Raw genomic sequence first — 17,052 nt, forward strand, 5'->3', positions numbered from 1 at the left:
ACCCCTGATCTCGAATGTCCGTCAAAGCGGATCAAGCCCAACTGAGGCAGGCAAGAGCCCCGATCAGAATCCGAGTGAGGTTGTAACCAGGGAAGACCTCAACAACTTCGACCACCTGCGCAAGCTGCTGGCCGGCATGAAGCTTGAGGCTCAGTACGAGGTGATCCCGACAACGGGAATGGTCAACCTCAACCGTGAAAATCACGTGGTCGTCTGCGGACCGCGACTGTCGCCCATCGTCGCCCAGGTGCTCGAAGGAGACGACAACCTGCGGTTCAAGAAGGACCGAGCCTGGCACCTGGTGGACCAGAAAGCTGGGACGGAGTACCGGTCGCCGATGGACGAGGACGGCACCGCAGGCGACTTCGGTTACCTAGGCCGGCTTCCTCGGCTGGACGGCCGTGGCACGTTTTTGTACATCGCCGGAATCCACTCAATAGGCGCGAACGGGGTCGTGCACTACCTGGAAAACAACCTTGCTGAGCTGTATCGAGAGGTCCGCACCCGTCGGTTCTCAACGCTCATTTCTTGTCGCTACGACCCCGATACGCTCGATGTGTTGGAGAGCCGCCGCGTCACCCCGCTGTACCGACACGAGGGATGAGTATGCGCGTCTGCATGGACACACACCCCGGGGGAGCAAACCCCAACGAGGACTGGGGAGCCGGAACCCCCACGCTCGCTGTCGTGCTGGACGGACTCAGCACAGCAGGCCTGACCACGGGATGTCGACATGGCGTCCCGTGGTACGTGGCGCACCTCGGGAGCCAACTTGTAGCCGCGCTTGCAGACATGGATCGTCAACTCGCAGACGGCTTGAGTGATGCCCTCGAACGCGTTGCGAAGCTGCATCCAGAGTGCGACCTCAAAAATCCCGGGACACCATCAGCCACGGTCGCCGTCCTGCGGCACCGATCCGGAATCCTTGACCACCTCGTCCTCGCTGACTCGCCCATCGTCTTCGAGGGACCACAAGGCTACTCAGTGTTCACTGACCTTCGGGTGGACGATGTTCTTCCCGAGATAAGAGCCGAGGTTGAGCAACACGAGACTCACACCCCGGAGCACAGAGAAACCCTGCAACGTCTCGTGCTCGCTCAGAGGGAGGTGCGCAACACGCCAGAGGGGTACTGGGTGGCTGCGGCAGATCCAGAAGCAGCGGGGCACGCCTTGACTGGCATGACATCACTGAGCGAGGTGCAGGCCGCTGCCGTGATGTCCGATGGCGTATCGAGACTCGTGACCGAATACGAAATGGCGACCTGGTCCGATGTGTTCGCGACGCTCCGCGCGGGCGGGCCCCGAGATTTGATCGCAGCCGTACGTAAGGTTGAGGCTACGGACCCCACTGGACGCCGGTGGCCACGTTACAAGTCTGGGGATGACGCAACGGTCGTCCTCTGCGAATGGTGACTTAACCAGCGGAAAGTGCGGTCATACGCCCGTCAGAATGGAGGTTCATCACTGTATTGCTGAGGCGTTTCGACGCGCTCAGCAAGGTGCTGATGTCCCGAGCGGCTCAGTGCACTCGAATATTCTGTTCTCTTTGACCACGGGATGGCTGACATCAAAACCTCTTGCATTTCACCTTCGGTTTCGTTAATTCCCATAAATTAAGCGTGACTCCTCCTCCGCCATCCCCTTAAGGTCGACGGCGGCCTCGCCGGGACCGGCCTGATCATCGAACCCTGGTGATCGCTCAGGCAGGGCTAGTTCAACCTGAGTACCAGGAGCTTCACCTTTCCCTCAAGGGCCGCTCTGGGCAACCGACTTGTTACTCAATCAAGTTGGAAAGCCTCCCTGACGTCATTCACCTGAACGAACAGAAAGGGCCCGTCAGTAAATTGACGGGCCCTTTCTATACAGGCGCCTAGGAAGTCTTCGTCATGATCCCCGCATATTCAGGGATTGTCTCCGGCGGGCACCACACGATAGAGATCCCGCTGGCCTTCCAGACTCCCGCCTCGCGTGACACCCTTTCGTCAGAAACGATAATTCGCCTACACACTACGATCGCCTTGTAATGCCCACCATTGCTCCTTGTGCACTCGGCCTGCGAACCCCGATGTCCGTCGTATGACACTATCTGGTAAGAGCAACCGGTTGGGGCGGACTTTATTGTGATGGACCCTGTGGTAGCTGCCGATGCCGTGCCTTGAAGGCCAAGGACGGACGTTGCCAGAACGCCCGCGGACACCAGTGCTGACCAACGCTTCTTCATTTCCTCTAACTCCTTCTTGATCGGATCTTTTGGATCATGCCGCCTGCGTGGCGTCTGGATACCTCGTACGCCCCTTAGTTGTACTTTGTCTCGAAGCCTGCAACCGAGGGCGCAGAGGATCCTTGGCAGTACGCGAAGGAAGGTCCACCACCGCTCTGCCAGTTCCCCTCTGCCGTCGTCACTTTCCCGGTCTCGGGGTCCTTGCAATTTGCGATGGCCCGGTAGTGGCCACCATTACTGTGCCTGCACCCGGCCCAGGTCCGGTAAGGATCTGCGATTCCAGAATTGCAGCCGGTTGGGTGTGACTGCGTCGCGCTGGTGCTGGCCGATGCGGTGATAGGCACCGCAAGAGCAAAGCCGAGCATCGCGAACCCCGCCAAGAAAATCCTGGTTGTAGTACGCACTGCTACTCCATTCCTCAACTTAGGTGGTCATTGGAGTTGACGCTCATCAAATTTCCATATCCGCATGTTCGTGTCAACGAAAAATATGGAAGTTGAGAAAGATCTGAGGTTCGGTTGGTGCGATAGCATGCATTCCTTCCGGCCCGGAACTCGTATTTCGGCCAGAAAATGAGCCCTTCTTGATGGCGTCCAGTGTCGTCCAGTGTCCTGAGTCGGAAGTTCACATGCGGTTGTAGAGTTGGCTACGTACCTCGTGTCGCGAGCTACCCCCTGAATGCTGCTCTCGACCTCCTGAAGCCTCTGCTCGCAGCCTTGCTATGCCTTCTGGAGAAATCCTGGAGACGATCTTGAGATCGCGACCCCGTAACACCACCGGAGACCGACACCTACCGACGCCCTGACCTGCATTTTTGGTGCGATCCCCAGGTCGGCGATCTTCCAGGGCCTAATTCGGGACGAAGAGGTCGTGGGTTCAAATCCCGCCACCCCGACAGTAAAACGCCAGGTCAGGCCCGGTGCTGAGAGATCAGCACCGGGCCTGATTTGTTGTGCGGCCCCGCTTTGGGAGCGACATCAGGGAGCGGCTCCCGCAAGGGGGCCTCCGTCATCGCGGAAGTCGCATGCGGGCTGGCGCTGAGCTGCCAGGCCACGGGCAGCCCGCCCAGCTCGACCCCCAGTCCTATGGGAGATCTTTTCAGTCTGCCCCCATCGAACTGATGCCGCCGCACCCCTGCTGGTGCGGGCGAAGAAACCCCCATGCGTGCGACCGGCAGGGCGCAGATAGTTGCTTCATGGACCCGATTGACACTGCGCGTGCCGTGGTGGACGAACACCACCCCAAAGCTCGGGCGGCATTCCTGGGAGGCAGCGTCGTGACGGGCCGCCGCACTCCGATGTCTGACCTTGACATCGTGGTGCTGCTCTATGGAGCCCCTGCCCCCTACCGGGCAAGCTTCCGGCACGATGACTGGCCGGTGGAGCTGTTCGTGCACACCGAGGCGAGTTGGTACGACTACGTCGAGCGGGAAGTACGCAAGCGCCGGTCGCCACTGCTCTGGATGTGCGCAGACGGGCTGCTGCTCTTGGACACCGATGGAGTCGGCGCGCGCCTCGCCGCTGAAGCTCGGAAGCTGGCCACCGCGGGGCCACCTACCGTGTCGGTCGAAGAGATCGATGACCTCCGCTACGGGATGACCGACCTCCTCGACGACCTCTCGGGGAGCGCCGCCCAGGGCGAGCGGCTGTTCATCGCCATCGAACTGGCGCGACGAACAAGCGAGTTGGCGCTCGCCATTGGTGGTTCTTGGAGTGGAGGCGGGAAGTGGATGGCACGCCGTCTTGAACTCACGGCACCAGGGCTCAGCATGCGCCTGCATAACGCCGTTCAAGCGGTGCTGGCCGGTCAGGTCGGGTCCCTCGTCGACGTGGTGGACGAGGTATTGGGGCAGGTCGGTGGGCGGTTGTGGGATGGCTACAAACGCGGCGGCGTAGCGCCATGAGCGGGCCGGAACTGTCGATCACTCGCCGCGCGGCCATGGAACCCTTGGCATAGGTCGAGGAGTGTTCTGTCATGGGTGGCCGCGAGAGCCGTGATCTGTTCGCTGCGGGCGACCGCGCGCAGTAGTTCCCTCACGGAGTGCCCGGTCTCCGCGTCCAACTGCCGGTCGGCTCGTCGGCTCGTCGGCGGTGAGGATCGAAGGGCTGTTGGCCAGGGCGCGGGCGATGGCGACGTGCTTGCGCCCCGACCGTACGACGTGTGCACATCCGCCACCCGCAGCATGGCTGCGGTCACCGCCTGGCCCATCGCGCCCCCGTATGATCCGCCGATCGAGCAGCCCGGCAGTCCCTCACCCGGCACCACCACCGGCAAAGCACTGTGTACTCGACCCGGCGCCGAGGCAGACTGGCCAAACAGGGAAAACAGGTAAAACAGACAGGGCAGCACATGAGGAAACCGCAGATCGACTACGCGGCGGTCTTCCGGGCCCTGCCCGGCATGGTGGCCCTGCTCACCCCTGACCTGGTGTACGCCGACGCCAACGACGACTTCGTACGGCTGTCCGGGCGCACCCGCGAGCAGCTGGTGGGCCGCTACATCTTCGACGTCTTCCCCGAGAATCCCGACGATCCGGCCGTCGCCGGCAGCATGCGGGAGACCGAGACGTCGATGCTCCGTACGGTGGCCACCGGCGAGCGCGACACGATGGCGCTGCTCCGCTACGACATCGAGGACCCGGAACGGCCCGGCCACTGGCAGGAGCACTACTGGAGCCCGGTCAACGCGCCGGTCCTCGGCCTCGACGGGCACGTCGCCCTGGTGGTGCACCGGGTGGAGGAGGTCACCGAGTTCATCCGTGCCTTCGGCGTTCCGGACGGTGACAGCAAGGCCCACGCGCTGGAGGCCGAGCTGTACACCCGGGCCCGCGAACTGCAGGAGGTCAACGAGCGGCTGCGTACGGCGCACGCCCGTGAACGCGAGGTCGCCCTGGCGCTGCAGGCAGCGATGCTGCCCCCGCCGGGCCCGACCGGGCCGCACGCGGCAGCCGTGCGTTACCAGCCCGCCGTCGGCACGCTGAACGTGTGCGGCGACTGGTACGACCTGGTCGATCTGTCCGGCGGGAGCCTCGCGGTCGCGGTCGGTGACGTCGTCGGCCACGGGCTGGCGGCGGCCTGCGCCATGGGCCAGTTGCGCAGCGCCCTGAGCGGCGCGACCCGGGTCGCGGGCGGGCCCGCCCAGGCCCTGGACGCCCTCGATCTGTACGCCGACTCCGTCGAGGGCGCGCAGTCGGCCAGCGTCGTGACGACCTTCATCGACTGGGACAGCCGCACCATCACCTACAGCTGTGCCGGCCACCCTCCGCCGGCCCTCGTGCACCCCGACGGCAAAGTCGCCTTCCTCGACGGGGCCACCGACCCGCCGCTCGGTGCGAGACCCGAGCGCGCCGCCCGTCCCGAGGCCTGTACGCCCTTCACCGAGGGCTCCCTTCTGGTGCTGTACACCGACGGCCTGATCGAACGCCGTGACGAGGACATCGACACCGGCCTTGCCCGCCTCGCCGACTCCCTCACCCACCACCGGCGCTCGGCGCCCGAGGCCCTGGCCGACGCACTTCTGACCGACCTTCTGCCGCCCGCCGGGCACACCGACGACACCGCCCTGATCGTCCTGCGTCTCTGAACCGTCCCGGCGGCTGCCGACTCCGAGCGCGACCTCGACAGCTTGGCTACGCTGGCCCTAAGTTCACATAAGCCCCTATTGGGATTATGTTTCACTATGTGCCAAAACTGCACAAAAGCTTAAGGGAACCGAACATGAGTCTCGGTGCCGGCCATTCAGCAGTCGCAGTGAAGCGTGGGTTTCCCGTCGTCGCCGTCATCGGCGTCGTCACCGTCGGTCTGAGCCTTCTCGGAGCCTGTGGCGGCCAGGACGCCGGTGGTGGCAAGGGTGACAGCATCAACGTCGGTGTACTGATGCCCGGGGGCGGCGACTCCCGGTTCGGGCGGTTCGACCGGCCGCTGATCGAGAAGCAGGTCAAGGTGCTGTGCCCGGACTGCCCTGCCGCGACCGTCGCCGCCACGTCCGACCCGGCGGTTCAGCAGCAGCAGTTCGATGCCATGATCACCCGGGGTGTGGACGTGGTCATCCTCGCCGCCGTCGACCCCCAGCTGATGCGTCCGTCCGTCGAGGCCGCGCACCGGGCCGGCATTCCCGTCGTCGCCTACGACCGGCTCGCGGAGGGGCCCATCTCCGGGTACGTCACGTTCGACGGGGCGGTGGTCGGGCGGCTCCAGGCGGAGGCCCTGCTGAAGGCCATGAGCGCCAGGGGCGACGGCCGGCGGATCGTCATGATGAACGGGGCCACCACCGACCCCAACTCCGGCTGGTACAAGGGCGGCTCCCTCGCCGTACTCAAGGGCAAGGTGACGATCGGCAAGTCGTACGACACCGTCGGATGGCGGCCCGAGAACGCCTACGCCAACATGACCGGCGCCATCGCCGCCCTGGGCGCCGAGAACATCGACGGCGTCCTGTCCGCCAACGACAGCATGGCCGGCGCCGTGATCTCCGCCCTCAAGGCCGCCAAGGTCGCGACGCTGCCCCCGGTCACCGGTCAGGACGCCGACCTCCTGGCCGTACAGCGCATCGTCAAGGGCGAGCAGTACATGACCGTGTACAAGCCCTACAAGCGCGCGACCGACGCGACCGTCGAGATGGCCGTCGCCCTCGGACGCGGCGAGAAGATCGGGGCCATCGCCACCGGCAGCGTCGACAGCCCCACCACCAAGGACGTACCGGCGGTTCTGCTGCCGTCCGTCCCGGTGACTGTCGGCGATATCAGGAGGACCCTGGTGAAGGACGGCATGTACACCGTCGACCAGATCTGTACACCTGCTCTCCGGGCGGCCTGTGACCGGGCCGGACTCACCTGACGCAAGCGAAGAACCTGGCACATCCGAAGGACCTGAGACACCCCAAGGAACTGAGACACCCGAAGGAACTGACGCATCCGAAGGAGGTGGCCCCGTGCCCGGTCAGCCCCTGCTGGCGTTGCGCGGTGTCTCCAAGCGGTTCGCCGCCGTACAGGCACTGGTCGACATCGAGCTGGAGGTCAGGGCCGGGGAGGTGGTCGCCCTCGTCGGTGACAACGCCGCCGGCAAGTCCACCCTGGTCAAGGTGATCTCGGGGGTCGGACCCCCCGATCGCGGGGTCGTGGAGTGGGAGGGCCACGCCGTCCAGATCCGGCGCCCCCAGGACGCCAGACTGCTGGGCATCGCGACCGTCTACCAGGACCTCGCGATGTGCGAGAACCTCGACGTCGTCGCCAACCTCTTCCTCGGCCGGGAGATCCACCGCTTCGGCGTCCTCGACGAGGTCGAGATGGAGCGCCGCACCCTCGAACTGCTGCACACCCTGTCCATCCGGATCCCCGACGTACGGGTACCGCTCGCCGGCCTCTCCGGCGGTCAGCGGCAGGTCGTCGCGATCATCCGTTCGTTTCTGGCCTCGCCCCGGCTCCTGCTGCTCGACGAGCCCACCGCGTCCCTCGGCATCCAGCAGGCCAACCAGCTCCTCGATCTGATCGAGGAGCTGCGCGACCAGGGGCTCGGAGTGCTGCTGATCAGCCACAACATGAGTGACATCAAGGCCGTCGCCGACCGGGTCGCCGTCCTGCGCCTGGGCCGCAACAACGGCCTCTTCGACGTCAACACCACGTCCCAGGAGCAGATCATCTCCTCCATCACCGGCGCGGCGGACCACGCCGTGGCCCACCGGCCGCACCCTGACGAGGTGTGGCCGTGAGAGGTACGGCTGTGAGACGTGCGGCTGTCAGTGGTGTGGCCGGGAAGGTGAAGCCGCGTCTTGTCGCGGGCGTCGGCGCCCTGCGTCGCAGGGCGCGCGAAGGCGGGCTCGGTCCCGCCCCGGTGCTGCTCGCGCTCGCCGCGACCTGGGTGGTCTTCCAGTGCCTCAACGATCGCTTCCTCTCGCCGCGCAACCTCTCCGTCCTCAGCGTGGACATCGTCGGGACCGGCATGGTCGCCGTCGGCATCGTCTTCGTGCTGCTGATCGGTGAGATCGACCTCTCCGTGGGCTCACTCGCCGGGCTGTCGGGCGCGATGTTCGCGGCGCTCAACGTGGACGTCGGCATGACGGAATGGCTCGCCGTCATCATCTCGGTGGTCTGCGGTACGGCCATCGGGGCGATCCAAGGGTTCCTCTTCGCCCGGTTCCGCGTACCCGCCTTCGTCGTCACCCTTGCCGGGCTGCTGGCCTGGAGCGGTCTGATGCTCTACCTGCTCGGGCCGGACAACACCATCCACTTCAGCGAGGACGGCCTGGTCGCCGAGCTGACCAGCCGGTACATCGGCGCCCCCGTCCTCACCTACGGCCTGGCGACGCTCTGCACGGCCGCCTACCTGCTCATCTCCCTCCGTGACCGGGGCCGCCGGGCCGGCGCCGGAATGCCGTGCCGGCCGGTGGGCGAGATCTGGATGCGTACGGCCCTGCTCGCGGCGGTCGCGTTCGCCACCGTCGCCGTACTGGGCCGCTTCGAGGGGCTGCCACTGGCGCTGCTGATCTTCCTCGCGGTCATCGTCGCCACGGACCTCCTGCTGCGCCGCACGCCCTACGGGCGGCAGGTCCTCGCCCTGGGCGGCGGTGCGGAGGCGGTCCGGCGGGCGGGCGTGGACGTGACGCGCGTACGGATCTCGGTGTTCATGGTGTCGGGGGCCCTGGCGGCGTTCGGCGGGCTGTTCGTGGCGTCGCGGTTCACCTCGGCGAGCCAGGTCTCGGGCTCCGGAATGCTGCTGATCAACGCCGTCGCCGCCGCCGTCATCGGCGGCACCAGCCTGTTCGGCGGGCGCGGCTCGACCTGGTCCGCGCTGCTGGGGGTGCTCATCATCCAGTCCATCGCCTCGGGCATGGCGCTGCTGGGCGTCCAGACTGCGGTCCAGTACATGATCACCGGTGGGGTGCTGATCACCGCCGTGATCTTCGACTCGCTGGGCCGGCGCACCCCTGAGTCACGCGCACGGGCCTGAGAACGACCGTGCCTCCTCCCCCGGCTGAAGCCGGGGGAGGAGGCACCTGGCCGACCCGCAGCACCGAGGGCTGCGCCGCCGCACCCGCCTTCCGGGACCGGCGCAGCAGGGCCCGTACCCGTGCGGTCAGTTCGCGGGGGCTGTACGGCTTGGTCAGGTAGTCGTCGGCGCCGAGGTCGAGGCCGAGGAGCATGTCCTCCTCGGTGGTGCGCGCGGTGAGCAGCAGAATCGGTACGTCCGACTCGGTGCGCAGGATGCGGCACACGTCGAGTCCGTCGACCAGGGGCAGCATCACGTCCAGCACGATGAGGTCGGGGCTCGTCGAGCGGGCCTGGTCCAGCGCCGCGCGGCCGTCGCCGACCACCTGCACGGCGTTGCCCTCCCGTTCCAGGTAGATCCGGATCAGGCGGGACTGCATCTCGTCGTCTTCGGCGACCAGAATCCGAGCGCTCAACGGGTTCTCCCCCAGCGAGGTCCTGCGCGTCACAGCACCGTACTGCCCCCGCAACGCCGATCGGCACCGGTCCCTCCCCACGTGGGGACCGGTGCCGAACGATGGACAGGGACCCGGGAGGAGTCCGGATGGTGCCGGTTCCGCGGATCTCGACCCGCGTGGCGCTACCGACTCACCCGGCTGGCGAATCCAGGTAGCTGTGGCCGAAAACGTCCGGCCTCCGAGCTGCCCCTGGGATCGCTGCGCTGGTGGTCCGGGTGGACGCCACGCGGCTGGTTCCTTGTTGCGGCATGATCCTGCCATTTCCGGCTCCAGGAGAGGAGGTTCCGGTGCAGGGCCCACGACGTAACCGCAGGTCAGCCGTATAGAGTGGGTTTTCCGGTCCGGATGACACCGGATGACGCACGCGTGGGAAGTAAGGGGTGGAGACCTTGAGTTCCGACTCAGGGGCACGCACGGCCTTCGCGGAGCGGCTCTCACTGCTGTACAAGGAGGCCGGTAATCCTCCCCTCAAACGGGTGGCCGAAGCTGTCGTCCAGTTGCAGCGGGTCGACGAGCGAGGCCGCCCCGTGCGGGTCTCCGTACAGCGGATCAGCGACTGGCGGCGCGCCAAGAACGCGCCCGCCCAGTTCGCCGCCCTCGCCGCCGTACTGAGCGTCCTCGTGCCGCAGGCCCGGCGCGCCCGGCCCGTGCCCGTCTCCCCCGGTCTCTACGACATGGTCCAGTGGCAGCGCCTGTGGGAACGCGCCGTCGCCGACCCGGTGGGCGGCCGGGTCACCGGCCCCCTGGACGAGGAGGAACCGCCCGCCGCCGAGGTCGCGGCAGTGCCGGCCGGGGTGTGCCCCTACCGGGGCCTCGCCTCGTACCGCCTGGAGGACACCCGGTGGTTCTTCGGCCGGGAGCGCAGCACCGACGCCCTCCTGGCCCAGCTCCACTCGGCGGGGACCACGGCGGGCGGGGAGAGCGGCGCCGGCGGCGGTCTGGTGATGCTCGTGGGCGCCTCCGGGGCGGGCAAGTCCTCCCTGCTGAGCGCCGGGCTGGTGCCCGCGTTGCGCGAAGGGGCACTGGGCGGCCCGGGCCGGCCGGCCCCCGAGATCCTTCAGCTCGTCCCGGGCAGTGATCCCCTCGCCGAACTGACCAGCCGTATACCCGCTCTCTCGGAGATCCTCACCCCCGCCGGACAGCCGGCGACCGAGCCCGGTACACCCGAATTCGCCCATGCGGTACGGGAGACGGTCACCGCCTGGTCCCGCCGCGACGCCCCCGACGCCTCCACCGATTCCTCTGTCCCTATCTCCGCCTCCGCCACTGCTTCCGCCACTGCCGCTTTTCCTGTCTCCTCCCCTGCGTCTTCCCCAGTCCCTTTCTCTTCCTCCGGTCGCCCCGTCGTCATCGTCGACCAGTTCGAGGAAACGTTCACTCTCTGCTCCGACGAGACGGTCCGGAACACCTTCATCCAGTTCCTCCACGCCGCCTCCTCGCCCCCCCGGGCCCGGTCAGCAGGCCGCCGCACTCGTCGTCCTCGGTGTGCGCGCCGACTTCTACGACCAGTGCCTTCGCCATCCCGAACTCGCCGACGCGCTCCAGCACCGGCACATGGTCCTCGGACCGCTGACCACCGCCGAGCTGCGGGACGCGGTGACCGGGCCGGCCAAGGCCGTCGGCCTGGAGCTCGAACCGGGGCTCGCGGAACTGATCGTGCGGGAGGTGAGCGCCGACGGACCGCGCGGCACGCACGACGCGGGCGTCCTGCCCCTCCTCTCGCACGCCCTGCTCGCCACCTGGCAGCGCCGCAAGGCGGGGCGGCTGACGCTGTCCGGCTACCGCGCGGCCGGCGGTATCCAGGGAGCGGTGGCGGCGACCGCCGAGCGCGCCTGGACCGGCCTGGACCCGGCGGCCCGTACCGCCGCGAGGCTGCTGCTGCTCCGGCTGGTACGGCTGGGCGAGGACACCCAGGCCACGCGCAGACGCGGTACGCGACGGCAGCTGACCGCCGAGTCGGCGGACCCGGACAAGACGCAGGAGTCCCTCGAAGCGCTGGTGCGCGCCCGGCTGGTGACGCTCGACTCGGAGAGCGTGGAGATCACCCACGAGGCACTGCTGCACGCCTGGCCGCGACTGCGCGACTGGATCGACGAGGACCGGGGCGGCAACCTGCTGCGCCAGCGACTGGAGGACGACAGCCGGTCCTGGGAGGAGTCCAAGCGCGACACCTCCCTCCTCTACCGGGGCTCCCGGCTCGAACAGGCGCACACCTGGGCCAAGTCCGCCGGTGACACCTTCCTGACGCGTGGCGCGGTGCAGTTCCTGGCCGCCTCGGTCAAGCTGCGCCGGCGTACCGTCCTGATCAGCCGCGCCGCCGTCGCCGCCGTGGTCGTACTGGCCCTGCTGGCCGGGGGCGCGGCGCTGATCGCCCGGCAGCAGCGCGACGACGCGGTGTTCGAGAACGTGCTCGCGGAGGCGGACCGTGTCCAGTCCAGCGACCCGTCGCTGTCGGCGCAGCTCAGCCTGGTCGCCCACGGTCTCCGTCCGGACGACGCGAGCACCCGCAGCCGTCTGATCTCGATCGTGAACACCCCGCTGGCCACCCCGCTGACCGGCCACACCGGCGCCGTCTACCTGACCACGTTCAGCCCCGACGGTCGGCTCCTGGCCACCGCCAGCTACGACGGGACCGTACGCCTGTGGGACGTGTCGGACCGGGCGCGTCCCAAGGCGCTCGGCAAGCCCCTCGCCGCGAACGCGAGTTGGGTGAGCAGCGCGGTCTTCAGCCCTGACGGGCGCACCCTGGTCAGCGCGGGCGACGACGGCACGATCCGCCGCTGGGACGTGACCGACCCGGCCCGTCCGCGCCCCCTCGGCACACCCCTGAACGGCCATGACGGCACGATCTATCTGATCGCCTTCAGCCCGGACGGCCACACGCTCGCCTCGGCCGCCGAGGACCGCACGGTCCGCCTGTGGAACATGGCCGACCCGGCCCGCCCGGCCCCTCTCAGCACCCTCACGGGCGCGGGCGCCGCCGTGCGCGCCATCGCGTTCAGCCCCGACGGGCGGAGACTGGCGGCGAGCGGCGACGACAAGGCGATCCGGCTGTACGACGTGTCGAAGCCGCGTGACCCGAAGCCGTACGACACAAAACTGACCGGTCACACGGACCTGGTGCACTCCGTGGCCTTCAGCCCCGACGGCCGCACCCTCGCCAGCGGCGCCGCCGACGACACGATCCGGCTGTGGGACGTGTCCGACCCCGGGCACGCCGCCCAGCTCGGCGCACCGCTGACCGGTCACACCGACGCGATCTGGTCGGTGGCGTTCAGCCCGGACGGGACCACGCTGGCCGCCGCCAGCGCGGACGGCACGGCGAGCCTGTGGAACGTCAGCGATCCGCAGTACCCGTCGGAGGTCGGCGAACCCCTCGCGGGCAGCAGCGGCGAGATGTACGCGCTGGGCTTCAGCCCCGACGGCCGTACGCTCGCCACCGGCAGCGGCGACCGGAAGGTGCGGCTGTGGTCGCTGCCGACGTCGGACATGATCGGCCGCATCGGCGTGTTCCGCCCGGACGGCAGGCTGCTGGCCACGGGCTCGCGCGACGGACGGGTCCGCCTGTGGAACGTGTCCGATCCCGAACACCCGGTGACGCAGGGCGAACCGTTCACTCCCGGGGAGGGCGAGGTACGGTCGCCGGTGTTCTCCCCCGACGGCCGCGTTCTCGCGATGGCGAGCGGAAACAGCACGGTCCAGCTGTGGAACGTCAGCGATCCGAAGCGTCCGGTCGCCTTCGCGGACCCCGTCAAACTGAGAACCCGGTTCGCGGACACCATCGCGTTCAGCCCGGACGGGCGCATCCTGGCCACGGCCTACAAGGACTTCACCGTGCAGTTGTGGGACGCGGCCGACCCTTCCCGTCTGCGCCCGCTCGGCTCCCAGCTCACCGGATACAAGGGTTACGTCGACTCCAACGTCTTCAGCCAGGACGGCCGGACGCTGGCCAGCGCCAGCGCGGACGGCACGATCCGCCTCTGGGACGTCACCGACCCGGCCAGGGCCACCCTTCTCGGCAAGGTGCTCAGGGGACACCTCGGTCCCGTCAACGAGCTGGCTCTCAGTCCGGACGGCCGGACGCTGGCCAGCGGGAGCGACGACGGCACGGTCCGCCTCTGGGACGTCTCCGACCCGGCCGACGCCCACAGCGTGGGTTCCCCTCTCACCGGGCACACCGAGGCGGTCGAGTCACTGACGTTCAGCCCGGACGGAGACGTCCTGGCGAGCGGCGGCAACGACAACACCGTCCGGCTCTGGGACGTCGGGGATCCCGCCAGGGCGAAACCCATCGGCCAGTCGATGAGCCCCAACGCCAAGACGGGCAACTTCCTGGCGTTCAGCCCCCACGGCGACTTCGTCGGGGTGTCGAGCGGCGCGGACACGGTCCGGCTGTGGAACCTCGACGTCGACAGGGCCGTCGAGCACATCTGCTCGACGACCCGGGGCGTGCTTACGGCGGAGAGGTGGCACGAGTATCTGCCGCAGCTGTCGTACGAGCCACCGTGCGACGGGTGAGCTGCGGGGGGTGAGCTGCCAGGGGTGCGGAAAGATCCCGCCTACCCGAAGTCGTACGCGGCACATCGTCGGTGAGGTACCAGTCATCCGGGCGCATGCTTCATGATCTCCGACGCGTTCGACGCAGGGGGCGTACTCGGAAGTCCTGCGGCGGTACTCGTAACTACCGGGAAGTAGTTGGGGAACGGTTGTACGGAAGTGAGCACTAAAGAGAGTGATCCCGATCACAACTGGTCGTTGTTGCGGAGTAGTCGGCTCCCACTGAGCAGCCAGTCTTGTTACCCTTGGCCAGAGCCCGATCGCTGGTGCATCCCCCGTCGCCAGCGGTCGGGTTCTTCTGTGTCCTCAGGCCGTCGCGTGAGCGTGGGTCATGAGCGCGCGGGCCGGATGATCTGCCACTCCTGGTCGTCGGTGTTGGAGCAGGTGTAGAGCGTGAGGTTGGTTCCCTTGCCGCCGGTGCTGAAGCCCGCGACGTCCAGGCACGCGTTGTCGCTCGCGTAGTTGCGGATCCAGTAGGCGCCGCTCGCCTGCTTGGCAAGCCACCACAGCTGGTTGTCGGCGGTCGTGCCGTCGCAGGTGTACCGCAGTATCGGGGACCTGATGGGCTGGGCCTTGTAGTACCCGAGATCCATGCACAGCCCCTCCCTGACATTGCGCATCTGGAAGAGAGCCGTGGCGCCGGGACCCAGCTTCGGGTACCTCACCTCAAGGTTCCACCGCTGGGTGGCGGAGTTCTCGTCGCACGTCGACTGGACCACCCGGTTCTTCGAGTCGGTGTCGTCGGCTGCCGGGAGATCTGCGCACATCTTGGTGGTCGGGTTGCGCAGCATGACGTCGTACGCGGGCAGCACGCTCGGGGCCTTCGGCTTGGCGGGCGCGGGCTTCTCGCCCCCGCCGCCGCCCCCGCCGCCGTCGGCCTGCGCCGAGGGAGTCGGCTGAGCCGCCGGCGGGTCAGGATCGGCGGGCGGCGCCGACACCGCGGGCGCCGAGGGCTGGGCCGGTGGCGGCGAGAGGGCGGGCGGCAACGTGCTGACGGCGGCCTCCTGCCACTCCTTGGCGCTGCTGACGACCCGGGGCTTGTAGGCGATCCACAGCATCGCGAACGTGATGGCGAGCGCCAGGAAGATCCCGAGCGCCCCGGCGAGCCAGCCGGGCAGGAAACTCCGCTGCACATAGGTGCCCTCGACGGCGAGCGGCGTCACGCCCGACCGCTTCACAGCGAGCGTGTACGGCTGCTCCTGCTTGGACCCGAACCAGATGATCTGCCGCGGCTTCAGCGTGGCCTTCACGAACGCGGCACGGCCGGGCTCGATCTGGATGTTGGCCGGATGGATGTCGTACGACAGCTGGTCGCCGTTGTCGTGCCCGCTGAGTGACGCGGTCACCTTGGTGTTGCCGAGGTTGTCGACAGCGAGCTTCGGCCGTCCCCGGAAACGGCCCTTCACCGTCGGGGGTACGAGTTCGGCGCGCACCTCCGTGAAGGGGGTGATCGTCAGATTCCCCTCGGGGACGGTCGTCGACTCCGGATACTCGGTCGGCGTGATCCGTACCGCGTACGCGTTCGGGCCGGCGGTCGCGTCCGGTGTGCGCGGGGGCGCGAAGGTCAGTTCCACCGTCCCTGTCGTGCCCGGGTACAGCCGCAGCGAGGCGGGCTCCACCGTCGTCCAGGGCGCGAGGGCCCCGACAGGTTCGAAGCGGTACTCGTCGACCACGTCACCGGTGTTGCGCAGACGCAGCCGCACGGTCGCGCTGCCGCCGGGATCCACAGTGGTCGAAGCAGGTTCGAGGGAAGTCCATAGGCTCACTGTTCGACGCTACGGCCGGGAAGGTCATCCGTCAGGAGCCGTCAGGGCAGGCCGGGCTGCCCCGAGGGGCACCGATCACCCCGACGCGCCCCACCTCACCGACAGTGCCGGTACGCATCGCGTTCTCGTGGGTCATCCTGACGACGTCCTCGTCCGGGACGGAGGGCGGGAAGGGCCTCGGTCCGCGCGTTCGTAGAATCACCGGGGCCCGCAGCACGCACGTCGACGGATGAGTGAGAGCACTGTGTTCGAGTACGAGAAGGACGGCGCCTCGATCTACCGCCAGTCCTTCGCCACCATCCGCGCCGAGGCGGACCTCGCCGGTCTGCCGGCCGACGTCGCCCAGGTCGCCGTACGGATGATCCACGCCTGCGGGATGGTCGACCTCGTGGGCGACCTCGGCTACACGCCGGACGTCGTCACCCGCGCCCGCGAGGCCCTGCGCGCGGGCGCGCCCGTCCTCTGCGACGTCTCGATGGTGGCCAGCGGCATCACCCGCGGGCGGCTCCCCGCCGGCAACGAGGTCATCTGCACGCTCACCGACCCGGCGGTGGCCGACCTGGCGGCGAAACTCGGCACCACGCGCAGCGCCGCCGCGCTGGAACTGTGGCGCGACCGGCTGGAGGGTGCCGTGGTGGCCGTGGGCAACGCACCGACCGCCCTCTTCCGGCTACTGGAGCTGATCGAGGAGGGCGCACCCCGCCCGGCCGCGGTGATCGGCGTCCCGGTGGGCTTCGTCGGCGCCGTCGAGTCGAAGACCGCACTGGCCGAGCACCCGTCCCGACTGGAACACCTGGTCGTACACGGCCGCCGAGGCGGCAGCGCCATCGCGGCGGCAGCGGTGAACGCGCTCGCCAGCGAGACGGAGTGAGAGGCGCTGCGCGGCCTGAGCGGGGGTCGTGCGGCCGGGGTGAGCACAGGCCGTGCGGCCGGCGTGAGCGGGGGTCGTGCGGCCGGGGTGAGCACAGGCCGTGCGGTCGGCGTGAGCGGGGGCCCGCGCCCGGCGTGAGCGGGGGCCGGGCGGCCGGCACGAGCAAGGGCCCGCGCCCGGCGTGAGCGGGGGCCGGG

Annotated in this window: 9 protein-coding genes and 3 pseudogenes; 9 read left to right on the top strand and 3 right to left on the bottom strand. The window is 68.3% G+C overall.

The window, feature by feature from the left end; genetic code table 11:
* The first annotated feature begins 136 nt into the window (after positions 1-136).
* The 3 genes from QA861_RS45460 to QA861_RS45470 all read left to right on the top strand — a co-directional run bounded on the left by QA861_RS45460 (position 137) and on the right by QA861_RS45470 (position 4,124).
* Positions 137-604, top strand: a complete 468-nt coding sequence (locus QA861_RS45460; RefSeq protein WP_334594806.1) for a hypothetical protein — start codon at positions 137-139, stop codon at positions 602-604.
* 14 nt (positions 605-618) lie between these two features.
* Complete coding sequence (locus tag QA861_RS45465; protein WP_334594807.1) at positions 619-1,413, top strand: protein phosphatase 2C domain-containing protein; 795 nt, start codon at positions 619-621, stop codon at positions 1,411-1,413.
* 2,003 nt (positions 1,414-3,416) lie between these two features.
* On the top strand, positions 3,417-4,124 hold the full coding sequence (locus tag QA861_RS45470) for a nucleotidyltransferase domain-containing protein (RefSeq protein WP_334594808.1): 708 nt from the start codon (positions 3,417-3,419) through the stop codon (positions 4,122-4,124).
* On the opposite strand, the pseudogene QA861_RS45475 reads toward QA861_RS45470, so the two are convergent.
* Positions 4,097-4,364, bottom strand: a pseudogene (locus QA861_RS45475) (hypothetical protein); the annotation flags it as partial. The gene QA861_RS45470 and the pseudogene QA861_RS45475 overlap by 28 nt on opposite strands.
* Positions 4,365-4,570: 206 nt before the next feature.
* On the opposite strand from QA861_RS45475, the gene QA861_RS45480 reads away from it, so the two are divergent.
* From QA861_RS45480 to QA861_RS45495, 4 genes are all read left to right on the top strand, one after another.
* Positions 4,571-5,803: a PP2C family protein-serine/threonine phosphatase gene (locus QA861_RS45480; protein WP_334594809.1), complete on the top strand. Its 1,233-nt coding sequence runs from the start codon at positions 4,571-4,573 to the stop codon at positions 5,801-5,803.
* 134 nt (positions 5,804-5,937) lie between these two features.
* On the top strand, positions 5,938-7,056 hold the full coding sequence (locus QA861_RS45485; protein ID WP_334594810.1) for a sugar ABC transporter substrate-binding protein: 1,119 nt from the start codon (positions 5,938-5,940) through the stop codon (positions 7,054-7,056).
* 94 nt (positions 7,057-7,150) lie between these two features.
* Complete coding sequence (locus QA861_RS45490) at positions 7,151-7,927, top strand: ATP-binding cassette domain-containing protein (RefSeq protein ID WP_334594811.1); 777 nt, start codon at positions 7,151-7,153, stop codon at positions 7,925-7,927.
* A gap of 11 nt (positions 7,928-7,938) precedes the next feature.
* Positions 7,939-9,165, top strand: a complete 1,227-nt coding sequence (locus QA861_RS45495; protein WP_443041663.1) for a sugar ABC transporter permease — start codon at positions 7,939-7,941, stop codon at positions 9,163-9,165.
* 43 nt (positions 9,166-9,208) lie between these two features.
* Here QA861_RS45495 and QA861_RS45500 read toward each other — a convergent pair.
* Positions 9,209-9,619, bottom strand: a pseudogene (locus tag QA861_RS45500) (response regulator transcription factor); the annotation flags it as partial.
* A gap of 422 nt (positions 9,620-10,041) precedes the next feature.
* Here QA861_RS45500 and QA861_RS45505 point away from each other — a divergent pair.
* Positions 10,042-14,179: pseudogene (locus tag QA861_RS45505) on the top strand (WD40 repeat domain-containing protein).
* Between the two features lie 368 nt (positions 14,180-14,547).
* Here the strand turns inward: QA861_RS45505 and QA861_RS45510 are convergent.
* Complete coding sequence (locus QA861_RS45510) at positions 14,548-15,984, bottom strand: RICIN domain-containing protein (RefSeq protein ID WP_334594812.1); 1,437 nt, start codon at positions 15,982-15,984, stop codon at positions 14,548-14,550.
* 229 nt (positions 15,985-16,213) lie between these two features.
* Between QA861_RS45510 and QA861_RS45515 the strand changes: the two genes are divergently transcribed.
* Entirely contained in the window at positions 16,214-16,855 is a 642-nt protein-coding gene (locus tag QA861_RS45515) for a precorrin-8X methylmutase (RefSeq protein WP_334594813.1), read from the top strand.
* The last annotated feature ends 197 nt before the right edge of the window (positions 16,856-17,052 follow it).

The sequence above is a fragment of the Streptomyces sp. B21-083 genome (genome assembly GCF_036898825.1).
Lineage (GTDB): Bacteria > Actinomycetota > Actinomycetes > Streptomycetales > Streptomycetaceae > Streptomyces.